The sequence below is a fragment of the Salinispira sp. genome (assembly GCF_059431795.1).
This window is the reverse complement of sequence record NZ_JBXWXS010000040.1, coordinates 1-17,622: the sequence shown is the minus strand read 5'-3', so window position 1 is coordinate 17,622 and position 17,622 is coordinate 1. Positions and strand designations below refer to the sequence as shown.

The 17,622-nt window shown below is 51.5% G+C and carries 15 protein-coding genes; 10 read left to right on the top strand and 5 right to left on the bottom strand.

The features are described from left to right. Positions 1-59 precede the first annotated feature (59 nt). Entirely contained in the window at positions 60-971 is a 912-nt protein-coding gene (locus AC52PS_RS13450) for an ABC transporter substrate-binding protein (protein ID WP_495563590.1), read from the top strand. Then, a complete protein-coding gene (locus AC52PS_RS13445; RefSeq protein WP_495563589.1) occupies positions 949-2,508 on the top strand; it encodes an ATP-binding cassette domain-containing protein in 1,560 nt (519 codons plus the stop codon). Before AC52PS_RS13450 ends, AC52PS_RS13445 begins: the two co-directional genes overlap by 23 nt. A gap of 86 nt (positions 2,509-2,594) precedes the next feature. Here AC52PS_RS13445 and AC52PS_RS13440 read toward each other — a convergent pair whose 3' ends face one another. Further along, positions 2,595-3,227, bottom strand: a complete 633-nt coding sequence (locus tag AC52PS_RS13440; RefSeq protein ID WP_495563588.1) for a MarC family protein — start codon at positions 3,225-3,227, stop codon at positions 2,595-2,597. Between the two features lie 259 nt (positions 3,228-3,486). On the opposite strand from AC52PS_RS13440, the gene AC52PS_RS13435 reads away from it, so the two are divergent. The 3 genes from AC52PS_RS13435 to AC52PS_RS13425 are packed head-to-tail and all read left to right on the top strand — an operon-like array spanning position 3,487 to position 5,517. Then, positions 3,487-4,335: an ATP-binding cassette domain-containing protein gene (locus AC52PS_RS13435; protein ID WP_495563587.1), complete on the top strand. Its 849-nt coding sequence runs from the start codon at positions 3,487-3,489 to the stop codon at positions 4,333-4,335. Next, on the top strand, positions 4,335-5,132 hold the full coding sequence (locus tag AC52PS_RS13430; RefSeq protein WP_495563586.1) for a hypothetical protein: 798 nt from the start codon (positions 4,335-4,337) through the stop codon (positions 5,130-5,132). The genes AC52PS_RS13435 and AC52PS_RS13430 overlap by 1 nt, the downstream gene beginning before the upstream one ends. Before the next feature lie 13 nt (positions 5,133-5,145). Beyond that, entirely contained in the window at positions 5,146-5,517 is a 372-nt protein-coding gene (locus AC52PS_RS13425) for a GntR family transcriptional regulator (protein ID WP_495563585.1), read from the top strand. 267 nt (positions 5,518-5,784) lie between these two features. On the opposite strand, the gene AC52PS_RS13420 is transcribed toward AC52PS_RS13425, so the two are convergent. Beyond that, on the bottom strand, positions 5,785-6,948 hold the full coding sequence (locus AC52PS_RS13420; protein WP_495563584.1) for a metal ABC transporter substrate-binding protein: 1,164 nt from the start codon (positions 6,946-6,948) through the stop codon (positions 5,785-5,787). A 345-nt stretch (positions 6,949-7,293) separates the two neighbouring features. On the opposite strand from AC52PS_RS13420, the gene AC52PS_RS13415 reads away from it, so the two are divergent. Genes AC52PS_RS13415 through AC52PS_RS13400 form a run of 4 tightly spaced genes read left to right on the top strand, consistent with a single transcriptional unit; the run spans position 7,294 to position 12,484 of the window. Then, complete coding sequence (locus AC52PS_RS13415; protein WP_495563583.1) at positions 7,294-8,232, top strand: nickel/cobalt transporter; 939 nt, start codon at positions 7,294-7,296, stop codon at positions 8,230-8,232. Positions 8,233-8,277: 45 nt separating this feature from the next. Next, positions 8,278-8,631, top strand: a complete 354-nt coding sequence (locus AC52PS_RS13410) for a hypothetical protein (RefSeq protein WP_495563582.1) — start codon at positions 8,278-8,280, stop codon at positions 8,629-8,631. Between the two features lie 33 nt (positions 8,632-8,664). Next, on the top strand, positions 8,665-9,264 hold the full coding sequence (locus AC52PS_RS13405; protein WP_495563581.1) for a prenyltransferase/squalene oxidase repeat-containing protein: 600 nt from the start codon (positions 8,665-8,667) through the stop codon (positions 9,262-9,264). 55 nt (positions 9,265-9,319) lie between these two features. Next, on the top strand, positions 9,320-12,484 hold the full coding sequence (locus AC52PS_RS13400; protein ID WP_495563580.1) for a CheR family methyltransferase: 3,165 nt from the start codon (positions 9,320-9,322) through the stop codon (positions 12,482-12,484). Between the two features lie 21 nt (positions 12,485-12,505). Here the strand turns inward: AC52PS_RS13400 and AC52PS_RS13395 are convergent, their stop codons facing one another. Continuing rightward, complete coding sequence (locus tag AC52PS_RS13395) at positions 12,506-13,528, bottom strand: nitrilase-related carbon-nitrogen hydrolase (RefSeq protein ID WP_495563579.1); 1,023 nt, start codon at positions 13,526-13,528, stop codon at positions 12,506-12,508. 12 nt (positions 13,529-13,540) lie between these two features. Continuing rightward, entirely contained in the window at positions 13,541-15,196 is a 1,656-nt protein-coding gene (locus tag AC52PS_RS13390; RefSeq protein WP_495563578.1) for a SulP family inorganic anion transporter, read from the bottom strand. 187 nt (positions 15,197-15,383) lie between these two features. Here AC52PS_RS13390 and AC52PS_RS13385 point away from each other — a divergent pair, with 187 nt between their 5' ends. Then, positions 15,384-17,201 carry an alpha-amylase family glycosyl hydrolase gene (locus tag AC52PS_RS13385; RefSeq protein ID WP_495563577.1) on the top strand — a complete coding sequence of 606 codons (1,818 nt, stop codon included), beginning with the start codon at positions 15,384-15,386 and terminating at the stop codon, positions 17,199-17,201. A 178-nt stretch (positions 17,202-17,379) separates the two neighbouring features. Here AC52PS_RS13385 and AC52PS_RS13380 read toward each other — a convergent pair. Further along, a partial coding sequence (locus AC52PS_RS13380; RefSeq protein ID WP_495563576.1) for a hypothetical protein occupies positions 17,380-17,622 on the bottom strand: 243 nt, incomplete at its 5' end.

Sequence of the window (17,622 nt, the reverse complement as noted above, 5' to 3'; positions counted from 1 at the left end):
ATAGAACGTCCGGCGGGTAAATACACAACCTGGCCGGCTATGTTTATAAGGAGAAATTTATGAAAAAATATATGGCAACATTGTTTTTAATGGCAGTGATCCCGGCCTTGCTCTTTGCATCACCGTCAACCGAGATGGATCGGAAAATTACCATGGCCTATCCCAGGACTATCAGTTCAATCCCGTTTCTGGAATTGGTAGAACTTTATCCGGAGGAGTACAGCGGACAGGCTTTTACCGATCATCCCCAGGCACTCGGGCAGCTACTGAACGGGGAGGTTGACCTGCTCGCGTCAGGATTTACCGTGGGCTACAACAGGTATCAGGCTGCGGGCGATATTCGGTATCTGTTCGGCCATGTATGGGGTATCTCTTCAATTATGACATCCCGGGAGATAACCAACCTGAGAGAGCTGAGCGGGGAAACCATTTATGTACCCTTCGAGGGCAGTCCCATTGAAGTACAGATTTCGGCTCTGCTGGAAGAGCTGGGGCTCAAGGATGAAATCGAGCTGGCATACGCCCCGTTTCCCCAGGCTGCGGGACTCCTGGTTCAGGGCAAGGCGGAGGCAGCGGTACTGGTTGAACCCATTGCCAGCAAGCTTGAAGCGTCAGGAAATGCATATCGTTTCCAGACTATCCAGGAAAGCTATGCAATTTTGTCCGGGGGAGAACTGCGCAGCCCTCAGGTAAGTGTTTTTGCCCTGGAGAAAACCGGCGCAGAACTGGCCGGAGAACTGGACGAATTGAGAAACCGGCTGGAGGATATAAGCTCCAGGCTTCTGGAAGACCCTGCTTCATATGCCGAGAAATATGCGGCGTTTTTTGAACTTCCTCCAGGGGTAATTGAACGGGGATTACAGCAGGCACTTTTTGATTTTCCTGAAGAAGCGGAGGAGATAGACCTCATTCAACTCTATGCCCGCATAATGAAAATCGAGGATCCGGGTGCGGAATTCCACCAATATTGATGGGGAAGAGGGGCGAAAGCATTCGCTCCCGCTGAGAATCGCAGAATATTCTGCGGGGCTTGTACTCTTTTTTCTCCTCTGGTGGGGAGGAAGCCTGCTTGCCGGGCCGGGAGTGCTTCCCGGCCCCGCTGCCGTCCTGGATATAATTGCCTCGCCGGGGCTCATGGCGGATTTTCTGGTTGAAGTCTCAAGGACCCTATCCCGGGCATTTCTGGGCTTTGCTGCCGCCTGGATTCTCAGCATCCCCCTTGGACTGCTCATCGGAGGCAGCGGCTTCAGTAGAAGAATTTCGTTCTTTCCTGTTTTTCTGCTCCAGGGTGCACCCCCTCTGCTCTGGATCACACCCCTGGTGCTGTGGCTGGGAACCCGTGGCGCAGCTGCGCCTGCGGTGGCGTTTCTGGTAACCACTCCATTGCTCCTCAGTCACATTGTGGAAGCACGGCGTCAGATCAAAGATTATGAATACCAACTCTTCAGGATATATAACAACAGACCCCGGACAGTATGGACCGAGCTGTATATTCCCCGCCTTCTGCCAGCATTAAAAACAAACGCCCATCTTGGACTAATGACTGCTGTGAAGAGCGCAATGGTGGCCGAATGGTTCGCCGCCCAAAACGGGTTCGGCAGGCGTATTAATTCGTTTTATCAGTTTTTTGATGTAACCCGCTTTTTCGCCTGGGCGCTGCTGTTCCTTCTGAGCATGGCCGTCCTTTCTCTATGCATCCGGATGGTTCTGCGCCACAGCTTCCCTGAGAGGAAGTACAGCCCCGATCCTGAACCCCATACAGATCTCGCACCCCATATTCATACCGCGGCCCATATCCATACCGATCCCGAGCCGGGAGCCGGGACCGGCACCAATGCATTCTCCAAATCTATGCTCCTCCGTCGGCCAGCTCCCACAGGAGAGGCTGAAAACTCGCTGGATAGGGGCATTCAGGTGCGGGGGTTGGGGGCATCCTTCGGAAGAGATGAAATATTCAGGGGAGTCAGTTTCTCTGTATCCCCCAAAGAACCCCTGGTAATTCATGGCCAGTCAGGATGCGGAAAAACCACGCTTTTAAAAACTATAGGCGGACTGTATACTCCCAGCGAAGGCAGCGTTCAACGACCGGCTGAACTGGCAATGCTGTTTCAGGACGATCTCCTTCTGGAACATCGGGACGCCCTGGGGAACACTCTGCTGCCGGTACTTCCTTCACCTGCTCCGGCAGATATCAACCGGGCGGCACAGATGCTGGATCTCTGGGGGCTGGAAGGGTATTATCATCACTTCCCGAGCCAGCTTTCCGGCGGGATGCGCAAACGCTTGTCCATGGCCAGGGCATGGTATATCCGGCCCAGAGCGCTGCTTATGGATGAACCCTTTAATAATCTGGACAAAAGTGCACGGGATGAAATCTGGGACCGTTTCTTTCTGCTCCATTCCCGTAAACCGGTGCCAACGATTATTATTACCCATTATCCCGAGGAGCTGGCAGGGCGCGCCGTGCGGTCCTGTTCCTGGGATGAACTTACGGTGCCGGAAACATGAACCCGATCCGATGGAAAGGCCGGGGTAGACCTCGGCCTTCGGGAACGGGGATCGCTTATGAAGAACCGCTTACAAAGAATCGCAAACTAAGAAAGCGGAAGGGCTGTAAATCCCCGAAAGGCTCCCCCAACCCCGTCTATAATGAACTGGATTGCCAGGGAAGCAAGCAGAATGCCCAGAAGCCGCTTAAACACATTATTCGCCGTATGCCCGGCGGCCTGTGCTATTCTTCCTGAGGCCAGAAACATTACAAGAGCAATTGCATAGACGCTGATGATTGCAAGGAAAAGGGGCAATAAGGTCTCTATAGTGCCCGAATTCCGGGAGAATTCCAGAACCGTATACGTCAGCGCTCCGGGACCGGCAATCATGGGAATGCTCAGGGGATACACCGAAATATCCCTGGGGCTTCGGTCAGGAATCTCTCGGGATTCCTCTTCTCCTGGGTGCACGATCATTCCAAATGCGGTGTAGAACAGGAGAAGTCCCCCTGCAATACGGAAGGCATCCATGCCGATCCCCAGGCTTTCAAGAAAGACTTTACCGAATAATCCGAATACGCTTACCAGTACAAGGGAAATGCCCACGGCTTTCACAGCCATCTTACGGGTATATGATCGTTCCCGGCCGTCTGTAAGTGCGTGAAATACCAGAGAAACCCCTATAGGGTCGACAATCACAAAGTATCCCGCAAAAGCGGAGAGAAATATCTGAAGCATGCCCGGTTATAGCATATCTGCAAAAAAAATCACAGCATATTCATGAGTCCGGCTACCGGGTAGGCCTCCGTCAATCGGTGAGAAGATCCGCCAACCGGGTAGAAAACCAACCAACTGATTGCCCCCTCCCCATACAGGGTGAGAAAAAATGTCTCCGAATGAAAAAAACAGTTGACAGAATGCGCTCTCTTTATTAGTGTAACAGTGTACTACACAAGTGGTACACCAATACAGAGGATTTTAATAATTGGAGGTCGTGATGATTCACATGAAAGAAGTTGCATTCGGGTACAAAAAGAATGCTCCCCTGTTTTCCAATCTTGATTTCAACATTGGCGAACCGGGAATCTACGGACTGCTGGGAAAAAACGGTGCCGGGAAAACAACCATGCTCAAACTGGCTTCAGGTCTGCTCTTTCCCCAGGGAGGGGAGATCAGCCTGTTCGGCAGACAGGCTGCAGTACGCCATCCGGAATCACTGAACAAACTGTCGTTCATTCCGGAAGAAATTGCCGTCCCAGATTTAAGTCTGGACGCGTACAGTGCCATTTTAGGAGGTTTCTACCCCGATTTCAGTATGCAGGATCTGGAGCGCTTTGCATCCGAATTGGATATTGAACGGGGAAAATCCATGAAAGCCATGTCTCTGGGGCAGAAGAAAAAGTGTCTGTTGGCGGTTGCTCTTGCCAGTAATACTGCGGCGGTGATTATGGATGAACCCACCAATGGTCTGGACATTCCATCCAAGCAGAAGTTCCGTCAGCTTCTGGCAGAACAGGCCGATGCCCAAAGGAGCTTCATAATATCCACCCATCAGGTACGGGATGTTCAGAATATTATCGATCCGGTCATCATCCTGGACAATGGCGAAGTGGTTTTCCAGGGCGATATGGGTGCCATTGCCGAGGGTTTGGCCATGTCTTGGTATGAAGAGAAACAGCTTCCCACCGCTGCTCTGGCATGGCAGCCCGCAGTTGGCGGCGTTACCGCCCTGGTTCCCAGAAGTACTGCCCCTGACGGTTCGGATGATATAGATCTTGAACTGTTTTTTCAGGCAGTTACCGACAACGCGCCCCTGGTGCGCAGCAAAATCGAAGGGAGGTCCTAATGAATCCTGTACAACACAGCGTTGAGCGCATTGCGCGTCTCATCGGTCTTGAAATCGGTGAAAACGGAAAAAAAGCTCTGGTATCGGCCCTGGGCATATTCGGTATCTTTATGGCCATCTCCATGCTGAGCTGGCTGGCGAACAACGGACGGCAGGTCTCCGGCGAAGAGTACAGCCTGTTTACCATCATATTCGGGCTTGCCCTCACCGGCAGCAGTTTTACCCGTCAGCGGGGATCCGCCACACACATTGAGTATCTGCTCAGGCCTGCATATACCTTCGAGAAGATGCTCTCAAAAATTGCGGTAACCGCGCTGGGATACTGGCTTCTGATGAGCCTGCTCTATATTCTCTCCCTCATAGTACTCTATGTTGCGGCACTCATTATTGGAGTGGAAGGTACCCATTTCCCCCCACAACTGGGAAAACTTTTGCTGGATACCCTCTATATTTATCTCCCGGTGAATGCACTGTTTCTCTTCGGAAGCGTCTATTTCGAAAAAAACAGCATTGGAAAGGTTTTGCTCTCCATGGCGGTATTCGCACTCGCTCTGGTGGTACTCTCCGGTTTCGCGGGAAGAGTGATTTTCGCTCCCTATTTTCAGAACCCCGATGCGTTTAATCAGGTGCAGACGGTTATTGAACAACAGGCCGGGGATGATCCTGAACAATTCTTTGTTGCAGTATTCGGATTCAGTCCCGTTCTCATCTATACCCTGAGGCATGTACTCACCACTCTGTGGATTCTTGGACTCTGGACACTCAGTTGGCTGCGTCTTAGAGAAACAGAAGCCTGAGAGGAGGGCCAAGATGAAATTTAGCAAAGGCGCATCCATATATGAACAAATTGTGGAGCATATTCTTGAACAGGTGGTATCCGGTTCCTGGTCCCCGGAAGAGCGAATATCATCGGTACGGGAAATGGCCGTTAAACTGGGGGTGAACCCCAACACCGTGCAGCGGGCATATGCCATGCTTCAGGAAATGGAAATCCTGGAAAACCGACGGGGAGTGGGGTACTTCATCCATACCGGCGCCGAAACTGCGGCCCGGACACGGCTTCGGGAAGAATTCACCCGGGATGCTCTGCCATGGATATCCTCCCGGCTCAGGCTGCTGAACATTGAACCAGATGAGTTTGCCGGCATGCTTCGCAGGCATTTGAACGGTGAAACAACCTGAAAATGGGTTCAAACTGAATATGACCGATACAACAGGTCAAAGGAGAAAGGAAATGAAAAAACGCACAAATACAATTTTGGCGATCATCGGCGGCAGTTTTCTGCTGTTGTCTCTGGTTTTGATGATTGTCGCCCGATTCAGGCTGGATACTCTTCTGGCTTCAGTCTGATATGCGCACAACATCAGGAAAAAGCAGCCGCCCCTATGGATCCCATGGGGGCGGCTGTTATGTAATGATCTTTGCGTATCGGGCTCTGCTCCCCGGGATTATTCCGGGCTGCCGAGTCCTTCAATAATCCGCCCGGAATTCAATCGGATATATTCCAGATACGTATCTCCCGGCTGACCGGCTTCAGCCAAAGAACCGGTCAAAACCCTCACGACTTTAACATCCGGCCCTGCTTCATCTGCAACGCTCATGGTCAACTCCACCAAACCGCGACTGGCGGTTTCTCCCAAGACTATCAGGCGAACGCCCTCCCGGCGAATTTCCTCGATTAGGCTGCTGATCTCCCGGGCAGAAGGCTCAGACTGATCCGATGGAGAAGGAATTACGGTACCGGCAATTTCCAGTCCGTACTCCTCTGCAAAATAGTTAAGAACCACATGGTCGCTGATAAACCTGCGCTCATCCGCGGGAATCTGCCGTGCAGCTTCCCGTATTTCGCTGCTTATCTGTCGGAGATTCTCCCGGTAAGCCTCGGCCCGGGCTGAATACTCACTACTGTTCACAGGATCAGCTGCAGAGAGTACGCTCTCAATATTTTCAGTCCAATGAATAACAAACTCAGGATTCATCCAAAAATGGGGATCCCCTCCCGCATGGCTGTGCCCGTCGTGATCATCGTGATCTTCATGGTCGTCATCGTCGTGGTCATCATGATCATCGTGATCGTCATGGTCATCGTCGTGGTCGTCGTGATCATCGTGATCGTCATGGTCATCGTCGTGATCGTCGTCGTGATCGTCATGGTCATCGTGATCGTCGTGATCGTCGTGGTCAATATCAATACCTGCGGAAACAGCGACTACATATTCGGGGCTCACCGCCTCCAGGCTGTCCATGACTGCTTCTTCAAGGAAAAGACCGTTCACAAATACAATATGCGAGTTGTCCAGACGCACCACATTTTCGGGGGTGGGTTCATAGCTATGGGGGTTTGCCCCCCGTTCCATGAGGATTTCCAGATCCACTGAGTCGCCGGCGATATTTTGTACAATATCTCCGATGATACTGGTGGTGGCAGTGACTTTCAGTTTCTCCCCCTCAGGCAGTTCAATGGCCTGAATTTCCGGAAGTCCTTCAATATCCTTATAGCCCATCATACCCTTTGTTTCTTCTGCCTGTTCAGTATTCCCAGCGGCATGAACACTGAAGAGCTGAAACAGTAAAAATGCGATTATCAATAAGACTTGCAGTTTGGCTCTCATGTGAAACCTTCCTTTTCATGTATGCATCCCCGAAACTCACAGCGAGTGAGGGGGGGATGTAAAGTGAATTGGTATTACTAAATAATACAATTCTGATAATATTACTTTGTAATACCTGTTGTCAAGGGAAAAACTTTTGGAATACCCTTCATTATGGCAGCTCCGCTGCACTATATTGGGTGGTGAGATACTGTCAATATTGAATTTTGAAAGATGCTGGATAACGGGTCGGAATCATCCTCCTATTACAAGAACGGAATTATTTATCTAAAGGTCTTGGCCATTTCCTAAATCTCTGATTTTTGAAATAGCCTCTGGTATCCGAAATATGCACAGAAGGGATAAATGTTGAAAAGAACAGTCTTTGCACTTCTTATTATTATAATGCTTCAGGCCGGCGTTCCGGGAACCGGGATATCTGCTCAGGATCCTTTCCGTTCCCCCGGCAGTTCTGATTCCACGGAAGTCCAGATTTATCCGGACACACTCCCCGATTTTTTTCTGAATTGGTCCCGGTCCCTCAATAAAGCAATTGCTCAGTACAGTATGGCCATAAAAGAGGAAGGGGTGGGAATGGAAACTCTGCTCAGCCTGCTGCTGGCAGTAGTTTTCGGCATGCTTCATGTTCTCGGACCGGGACACGGAAAGCTTTTCACCTTCAGTTATATTGGCAGCCGGAGAGCATCCATAAGGCAGGGGCTGGTTCTGGCAGGGGGCATTAATCTGGTGGATAGCTTGTCGGCGGCTCTTTTGGTTTTCGGCGGCTATGGGCTGCTGTCCGTAAGTTTCTCCCAGCTGCAGGGAAGGGTCAGTGAAGTCATCCAGATTATCAGCTACACGATTATTATTGTTTTCAGCCTCTGGCATCTCTTTTCCCATATGCTACATTCCGGCCACGCACATCACCATCATCACTCCCACGAAGAAGGGCACAGCCATGGGCCGTCATCATCTAAACATGGACCCGGTTCTGAAAATCGGTCTCCATGGATGTTGGCCCTCAGCATCGGCTTGATCCCCTGTCCGGTGAGCACGGTAATATTTCTATTTGGTCTGGTAAATAATATGGTTGCCCATTCTGTCCTTCTGGTTGCAGCTGTTTCCCTGGGCGGGTTTATCAGCATGGCCCTGTTGACCATTGCACTTATTAAGGGCCGGGACGCTGCGGTGGAAAAGTTTGCATCTGGCTGGGGAGAGCGGCTTACGATGGTGTTGGAAGTGGTTTCCATGATAGCTATTTCTCTGGTGGCGATTCTGCTTCTATTACCCTTAGTATTTCGCTGATATTGATGGTATTCTGATACGACTACTCAGAATTTGAGGTGATATATGCTGTTATTCGATTGGCTTCTTGAGGGCGATCTGTCGGTTAGATATTTAGTTCATAGAGATCTTCTGGTGAATGCTCCACAGGTGCAGATTCGGCTTCTTCAGAGGCGCCTTGGGTTTGAGGGCTGGGCGGCAGATTTGCTGGAACACTATGATGAGAAATCGGGCATGTGGGGCGGGGGATGGTATTCACCTAAATGGATCAGCACCCACTATACCCTGCGCAGCCTGAAAGATTTATGTATTCCTCCCGAACATCCGGTTTACAGAAAAGCCGTAGATGATCTTCTGAGAACTCAGTGGGATGTTCAGCCGACGTCCCTCAAAGAGGGGGGGAAGGGCAAGGGCAGGTGAATAACACGGCCGGTTGACCTCTGTGTGGCGGCCATGTTGCTGGAGTTACAGGGATACAGCGGTCGGGACACCCAATCCGCTAGGGAGATTATCGACTATATCCTTCAAACCCGTTATCCCGACGGCGGCTTCAACTGTAACTGGGATCGAAAAGATGCTCACAGTTCTTTGCATACCACGCTTTCTGTTTTGGAGGCATTTCATACATACAGATCGATGGGAGGGGCTTACCGGAATGCCGAGCTGGCTTCCGCCGTGGATTCGGCAGAAGAATTTATTCTCAGGAAAAACCTGTTCCGCTCCCAGTCCCGGGGGGAGGTGATCGATCCGGCAATGCTGCTGCTTTCCTATCCCGTTCGCTGGAAATACGATATTCTGCGGGCTCTGGAGTATTTTGCCCGACGGGGACGGGAATATGATGAGCGTATGCGGGAGGCTTTGGACATTATCACGGCCAAGCAGCGCAAGGATGGCCGCTGGAACAATCAAGGCAGGTATTCGGGAAAAGTGTTCTTTCATATGGAGGAAGCCGGGAAGCCCAGCCGGATGAACACCTATCGGGTTTTATATGTACTGAAATCTTTCAAGCCCGAGTATTATGATACCATATTTAAAGAGGATTATGATTTTTAGGCTGCAGTGAAATCTGTGGTTCACTCTCTCATACATGCCAATTATAATGGGGGATATGCAAAAGCCAGAGTATGTAATAGGAATCGGTGCCTCCGCCGGAGGTCTGGAAGCACTTCAGGAATTATTATCCAATATTCCCGAGAATGTGAAACATTCGGCATTTATTATTGCCCAGCACCTTTCACCCAGCTACAAGAGCCGCTTGCGGGATCTTCTCTCCCGGGTCACCAGCAGAGATGTACGGGAGATCTCCGACGGCGAGGAAATTGAGGCAAATAGCATATATATTACGCCGCCGGATAACGACGCAGTTGTCCGGCAGGGGGTTTTGCATCTCCATAAGCCGGTAAATACCATCGGTCCCAAACCTTCGGTTAACATCCTGTTCCATTCTTTGGCGGTGGATTTTCAAGAGCATGCTGTGGGAATTGTTCTCTCAGGAACCGGCCAGGATGGGGGTATCGGCCTGAGGGAAATTCGGGATGCCGGAGGATACAGTATTGCCCAGGAACCCAAAACGGCCCGTTACGATGGCATGCCCCAGGCGGCAATTCAGCTGGGCAAGGCGGATTTGGTGCTGAGCCCGGATCAAATGGGGACGGAATTGGCTTCCCTGCTTTCGGTGGATAGTGAAGAATTGAGTCCCCGGGCTTTAAATGACGAACAGTTCAAACAGGTGATTAATCGACTCTCACGGCATACCGGCGTGGATTTTCGGGGCTATAAGGAAACCACCATCCGGCGGAGAATTATTAAAAGAATTCTCGCCCTGAGAAAGACCGATGTGGGTGAATATCTTACCCACATTAAAGATAATCCCGGGGAACTTCAGAATCTGTTCAGGATGTTGTTAATCGGCGTCACTCAGTTTTTTCGGGATCCGGAAACATTTCAGGTGATGCGGGAGCATCTCAAAACTGCCTTGCTCCAGCTGCCCCAAGAGGACAGTTTTCGGCTGTGGGTCCCCGGATGCTCCAGCGGCGAAGAGCCGTATTCTTTGGCAATACTCATTGATGATATTATGAATGAGCTGGAAATTTCCAGGAAGGTGCAGATTTTTGCAACTGATATCGATGAACACGCCATAGAAACGGCGAGAAAAGGGATTTTTCCCGGGGAAAGTCTGGTAAATGTTCCTGAAGAACTCCGGGACGCCTACTTTTCAAAGACCTCAGAGGGCGTACAGATCAGCAAACATATCCGGCAGAATATTTTATTCAGCCGACATGATCTGGTGGAAAGCCCGCCGTTTTTACGGCTTAACATGATCAGCTGCAGGAATCTACTCATATATTTTTCCCAAAAGACCCAGCGTCAGCTCATGCCCATTCTACACTATGCCCTGCTCCCCAATGGAATTCTTTTCCTGGGCAAGAGCGAAACCATCGGGCAGTTTAACGATTTGTTCACGGTGTTGAATTCGAAACACCGGCTGTTTCAACGGGTTTACGAGACGGTTATTCCTTCCAGTCTGTACCGTTCCCATTCAGGTTCCATGAGACTGCAGACCCAGGGCAGCAGCCAGGAAGAGCCGGTGGATTTAAAGAGCAATATACAACAGACGCTGTATGCCGATCTGGGACACCCCTTTGCGGTTGTGAACGGGAAAATAGAGCTTATTCAGCTTTCAGGAAATCTTGAAGCGTATCTGGGGCTGCAGGAAGGAATGTTCTCCAATCAATTTATGAATATGCTCAGACCGGAGTTGAAAGCCGAACTGCAGCAGCTGATGACTCAGGCAATCCGGAATCATACGAAGGTGGAAACCCCGTTCAAGCGCTATTTCCCGGAAGATGAAGATCATTTTTTACGGATCAGGATTCGCCCACTGGTCTACAGCGAACAGATTCAAAGTTTTTACCTGATCGAGTTTGAGCGTTTAGATATTCAAGGAGAAATACAGGGACTTTCCGGTTGCGGCGGCGGGAGTCCGGAGAACGAACGGATCAAGGAACTGGAGCTGGAGCTATCCACAAATCGCCAGAATTTGCAGAACTATATAGAGGAACTGGAAACGTCAAATGAAGAGCTGCAAAGCCTGAATGAGGAGCTTCAAAGCACCAACGAGGAACTCCAGTCCACCAATGAAGAATTGGAGACATCCAATGAAGAGCTTCAGGCAAGCAACGAAGAGCTCCAGGTTGCATATGCGGAGATAAAAAGCATCAACGAACAGCTTGCTCAAAAAGATCTTGAACTGGAGTTGGCAAACGCCCGAATGGAAACCGCCCTGTACGGGGGAAAGCTGGCATGGTGGGAGTGGAGAAAAGATACCGGTGAGGTGAATTTCTCAGATGCAAAGGTAAGCATGCTCGGCTACGATCCGGCAGGTTTTCCCCATACCCTGGATTCGTTTTTGGAGCTGGTACATCCCGACGATTCTCAGGAGAATCTACAGGCAATGCAGCTTCATCTGGAGGGGAAGACCCCCGCCTATGATTCGGAGTACAGAATCCGCACCAAAGACGGGAATTATATCTGGTACTGGGACCGGGGCAGAATCGTTGAGTATGATGATCAGGGTGCAGCTTCCCGGCTGGTGGGGCTGGTGATCAATATAAACGACCGGAAACAGGCGGAGCTGTCCCTGGAGCGTCAAATTCGCGAACGGGAAATGCTCGTGAAGGAAATTCATCACCGGGTGAAGAATAACTTCAACATGGTAACCGGCCTGATTGAGCTTCAGTTGAACCGTGTGGCTGACAGCAGTCAGCGAACTATGCTCAGAGACATCCAGTCCAGAATCCGCTCCATGGCCCTGATTCACCGGGAATTGTACGAACATGAAGAGCTTACCAGCATCGAGCTGCAGTTTTACCTTCCCAGATTGGCGGATGCGGTGCTCCGTTTTGCGGACACCGGGAATAGCAATATCCTGTTCTATGAAGATGTGGAAAAGATCAACATTCCCATCAATACCGCCATATCATTGGGGTTGATGACCGTGGAGCTGATTACCAACAGTCTGAAGTACGCCTTTAAGGACGGCATGCCCTCCCCCACCATCCGTATTTCCGTTGAACAATTGGAAGATGGCCGGTTACGCTATGTCTATCGTGATAACGGGTCAGGATATCCTGAAGATATTCTTCGGTTGAATTACAGCGGTATCGGAATGGAGCTGGTTCAGAGTCTGGCTTCACAGCTGGGTGGTGAGTTCGAGCTGTGCAATGATGAGGGTTCGGTTGCAGAGGTGAAGTTCTCATTACCCGGGGACTGATGTCCCTTGCTCTGCTCACATTTATTCAAGAGTATGACGGATTACATCCCCGCTGCGGAAACTGTCGCTTTTACTCAGGTAGCGGAGCGCACCGTTTTCTTGTTCCGCGATCACGCTGGAATAACCTTCCCAGAAAAGCTCAAGAAAGTTGCCGGTGAGACATACCGTCATTCCCTGTTCTGCGGGTCCGTCTAGAATTCTCTTCGGCAGGGCGTCGGCAAATATCCGTGCCTGTTCCGCGTCATACTCGGTCCCGTTTGCTTTAATGTCGATCCAAAAATCAACGTTACCCAACTGTTCCTCCCAGGCGGGGAAAAAGCTGTCCCGGCAAATGGTCACCCCCAGGCTATGCCCCCGGAATTCGATGGGCCGGGCCTCCCACATTCGCCCCGGCGAAAGCCCCACAATGCTCCGCTCAAAATCGGTAAGGTACACTTTGTCCTGACTGTACACGCCTTTCCCCCGGGCATTATAGAGAATGCTCCGGTTCCGAAGTTCCGGGCCCAGGGTTCCGGTGTGGACGGCGAAGTAGCTCCCTGCAAGGATTGCCACCGAGTGTTTCCGGGTCAAGCCCCCCCATATCCGGTCGAGCAACTCTCTGCTGGAAGAGGCTATTAGAAATTCCTGCATGGATTCAACGGGGAAGGATCGGCGGATGTGGGATGCGATATCTTCAAGGGTGGCATGTTCTCCCGAGAGTCGGTGGCCGGGTAGTTGGAAGGCGGGGAAAAAGGCCGACGTGTATTCGGGAAATACCAGTAAGTCCGCAGGTTCCCGTTCCAGGATCTCGGTGATCTTTTTATCTATTTCCCGGATAAAATGGGCTTCGGAGGAATAGAGTTCTGCGGATATTTCCAGCTGAATTCCCGCAATTCTCAAAGCGGGGGCTTCCCGGGGCTGTTCTCTGTGCTCAAGCGGTACCGGGGAGGTATCAGCGGGAATCCCCGGGTGGAAAAGGATACACAATAGGAAAAAAAGTGCCCGTGGGGGGGCACCATGGAAGGAAAAGACTCCGGGGTTCTTGCAGGGTTTCTTTCTATTCATAAAGGAAACAACCTAGTGCATTTTCCCCGCCGCTTCAAGCCCTCTCTTCAGTGCATCCAGCCGTGAATGGTAAAAATCCAGGTTGGCGTGTTTCAGGCCCGTCCTGCGGAGTTTTTCCCTTACCTCAGTCGATGCCCCGCTGATAATTACTGTCTTACCGGCAGCAAGGGTTTCATTCATAAGATTTTCCAGTCCCAGGGCCACGGTGGTGCTGAGAAACGAAACCTCGGTCAAATCTACCAAAAGGACATCCGCATTCTCATCCATGGCTGCTGCCTCCCGGGCGATTGCCTGGGCAACTCCGAAAATCATGGGACCGCTGAGATGAAAAAGGATAATTCCCCCCTCCGCCTGCTCCAGGATCTGCTGCTCTACAGAATTCACCACCACCGGATCACCACTGGGGTCAATGGTGCGGACCCGGGTTGCAGGATGGCCTGAAAGACGTTCTATGGTGATAATATTGGCTATGAACACCCCCACTGCCACGGCAACCAAAAGATCCACAAAAACGGTGAGAATCATTACCGCATACATAATCAGGGTTGCAGTTCGGGAGATTTTATGAGCCCGCCCCAGAAAGCTCCAGTCAAGAATGTTGAATCCCACTTTAATTGCAATGGCCGCAAGCACTACCCGGGGAACATGTCCAATGACCGGGGCAAGGACAAACACAAAGAGAACCACCACCAGGGACCTGATTACCGCTGCAAGGGGACTTCGGGCACCGCTTTGAATATTTACCACCGTACCCATTGTAGCCCCGGCTCCCGGTAGCCCGCCCAGGAGCCCGGACATGATATTCCCGATCCCCTGTCCCACAAGCTCCCGATTGCTGTCATGATGTTCCCGGGTCAGACTGTCGGCGATCATTGCGGTAAGGCTGGAGTCTATGGCTCCAAGCACACCGAGAATCGTTCCGTCTATGAGAATCTGAACAAGTTCAGATGGGCGGATGTGGGGTACTATGAGTTTGGGCAACCCGACCCCGATCTCTCCAATATTTCGTACATCGCCTCCGGGGAAAAGAATGATGGCCCCTAAGCTGCCCAATACCAACGCCACCAACTGGGGGGGGATTTTCCGTGCCACGCGCCTGGGGGTGAGAAAGAGCACAGCGAGGGCAAGAAAACCGACGAGCCATTCGGCAGGAGAGGGGTCTGCCAAAAGAGATGGAATGCTTGACAGGGCATTGTACACCGAGGAGGCTGCATTTTCCGCTCCCAGGAGCACCGGCAGTTGGTTGAATACCAGCAAAAGGCCGATACCGGACATGAAGCCGGATATCACCGAGTAGGGCATCATGGTGAAATACTTCCCCAGTTTGAATACCCCGAACAGGATTTGTACAATTCCCGCCACCATCACCACGGTGAACACCATGGGCAGTCCGTATTCCGGATACCGGGCTGTCATGCGGACAACCACCGCAGCGATGAGAACCGTCATGGGACCGGTAGGTTCTGAGATCAGGGTGTTGGTGCCCCCGAAGATGGCGGCAAAAAACCCCACCACTACCGCTCCGTACAGGCCTGCTTCGGCTCCTGCACCGGAGGCAACTCCGAAGGCTACTGCCATGGGGAGGGAAACCACAGCTGTGGTGACGCCGGCGAAAATTTCTTTTGAGGGATTGGGAGATGTAAGTCTTCGCGCTAGATTGCCTATCATAATATTACTATCTTTCTAATAATTATCCGATTAATCAAGCTCAATACGTATAATCATTCGTGCATTTGCGTATTCCACATGAATATACTGTACTTTATCTCTGAAAATGTTCCAGATTCCCCTCCCTCCGCCTCTTGCCATATTCCCTTCAGACTGGGTAGGCTGGGTGTCATCAGAAAGGGGTAGTATGAAACATATTAAATTTATATTAATCGCGGTTCTTATACCGCTCTTGTTGACGGCCTGTGCAACCACCAGTCTGGATGTTCCCGGAAGCTATATGGGGGAGAGTGCATCTCCTTCTGAGGTTTCCGAGTTCAGCTGGGAAAATGCCACAGTATATTTTGTAATTATCGACCGCTTTGCCAATGGCAACCCCGGGAACGATACCAGTTACGGGCGTTTTCGGGACGGTGGGGATGAAGTGGGAACATTCCACGGCGGAGACCTGGCAGGTCTCACAGAAAAAATAGAAGAAGGATATTTCACCGATCTAGGAGTGAATGCCCTCTGGATCTCCAGTCCCCTGGAGCAGATCCATGGATGGGTCGGCGGTGGAGACGGTTCTTTTGCCCACTTTGCCTATCACGGATATTATCCGCTGGACTTCACCAGAATCGATGCCAATATGGGAACCGAGGAAGATTTTGCACGCTTCATGGATGCAGCCCATGAAAATGGGATCCGCGTGGTGATGGATGTGGTAATGAACCATGCGGGCTACAACAGTGTAAAAGATATGAGGGAATTTGATTTCGGCGGATGGAAGGGCGAACCCCTCCCCGAGGATTGGGTTCCTGAAGATAATAACTGGCACAGCCACCACGATTACATCGATTACTCGGGGCAACAGGACGCCTGGGCCCGCTGGTGGGGACCGGATTGGGTCCGCGGAGGAATCCCCGGATATCCTGCACCTGGGGACGATGAACTGACTTCAAGTGTGGGTTTCCTGCCGGATTTCCGGACCGAAAGCAGCCAGAGCGTAGATCCCCCGGCGTTCCTCATGGAAAAAGCAGCAGCAGGCAACTCGGACGTTGAGCCCCTTGCGAATGCGACAGTACGGGATTACCTCATTACCTGGCTCACCGAATGGGTACGGGAATACGGTATTGACGGGTTTCGAATCGATACCGCCAAGCATGTTGAATTGGAAGCCTGGCAGGAACTTGCGGATGCCGCGGATGAGGCTCTTGCCGCATGGAAGGCCGAGAACCCTGAGAAGGCTCTAGACGATCTTCCATTCTGGATGACCGGCGAGGTGTTCGGCCAGGGTGTGGGGAGAAATGCGTATTTTGATAACGGTTTCGACTCTCTTATTAACTTCGAGTTCCAGATGAATGCCGACAGGGCAATCAACGCTGACGGTTCGGTGGACCCGGAGGCACTGGACGGAATCTATTCCCGCTACGCCCGAACCATCAATTCGGACCCCGGATTTAACATGCTTTCCTACATTAGCAGTCACGATACTGTGCTGTTCTACAACACCCGACTGTCCAATAACGGATACCGGGTAAACGGAGGAAACGCCGGACCCCAGAGGCAGAAAGCAGCTGGAACTGCGCTTATGCTGGTTCCCGGCGCCGTACAGGTCTTTTACGGTGATGAACTTGCCCGGGAGTACCAAACCTACCGGGTGGGAGACCCGGGACAGGGCACCCGGACGCCCCAGCCCTGGGAGAACGCCGATTCGGAAGTTCACCGTCACTGGCAGAAGCTCGGCCAATTCAGGGAGCGTAACATCTCCGTGGGTGCAGGTGTGCACAGCCGGGTGGAAGTAAAGAACGCCGATTACGCCTTTGCCCGGAACTATCACGATCTTAACCGGGTGCTGGTGGTTCTGGGAGGAGAAGGAACTCTTGAAATCCCCGTTGAAGGATTTTGGGAGGACGGCCTGGAACTCCGGGACGCATACAGCGGCGCAACTGCTACCGTTCAGGATGGACGGGTGGAGTTCAACGTTGAGCCTTCTGCACCCCTGCTCATTGAGGAAATCCGCTAAGGGTGAATGGATTAGTTGTATCAGAGTAAGATTACCGCGGGGGCTGTCTCATCAGGAGATGGCCCCTGTTTTTTTGATAATGCCCCAAAGAATGTGGAAACAGCCTCAGCCGCCCCCGGCCTGCACCAAACCCCCACAACAGCCATACTGCACACACAATCCAATTCTGACCTACATGTCACGCCGCAATAAACTTCGGTCTATACCTGCCAAGCGCCCCTCCGGGAATCTTCCACTTCATCCGCCAGGTTTTCTCCATCTCACTGTCGATGTTCAGTTTGCTCAAGAACGGCCTGCTGGACATCCTCTCCAGCAGGATCTCATTCAGCCTGCTATGTTCCATTCCGGCGGCTTCGGCATGAGTGGTTGTGTCCATTTTCCGGTGCGCCGATACCCGTCGAGGTTTCAGACAGTTGTGAAA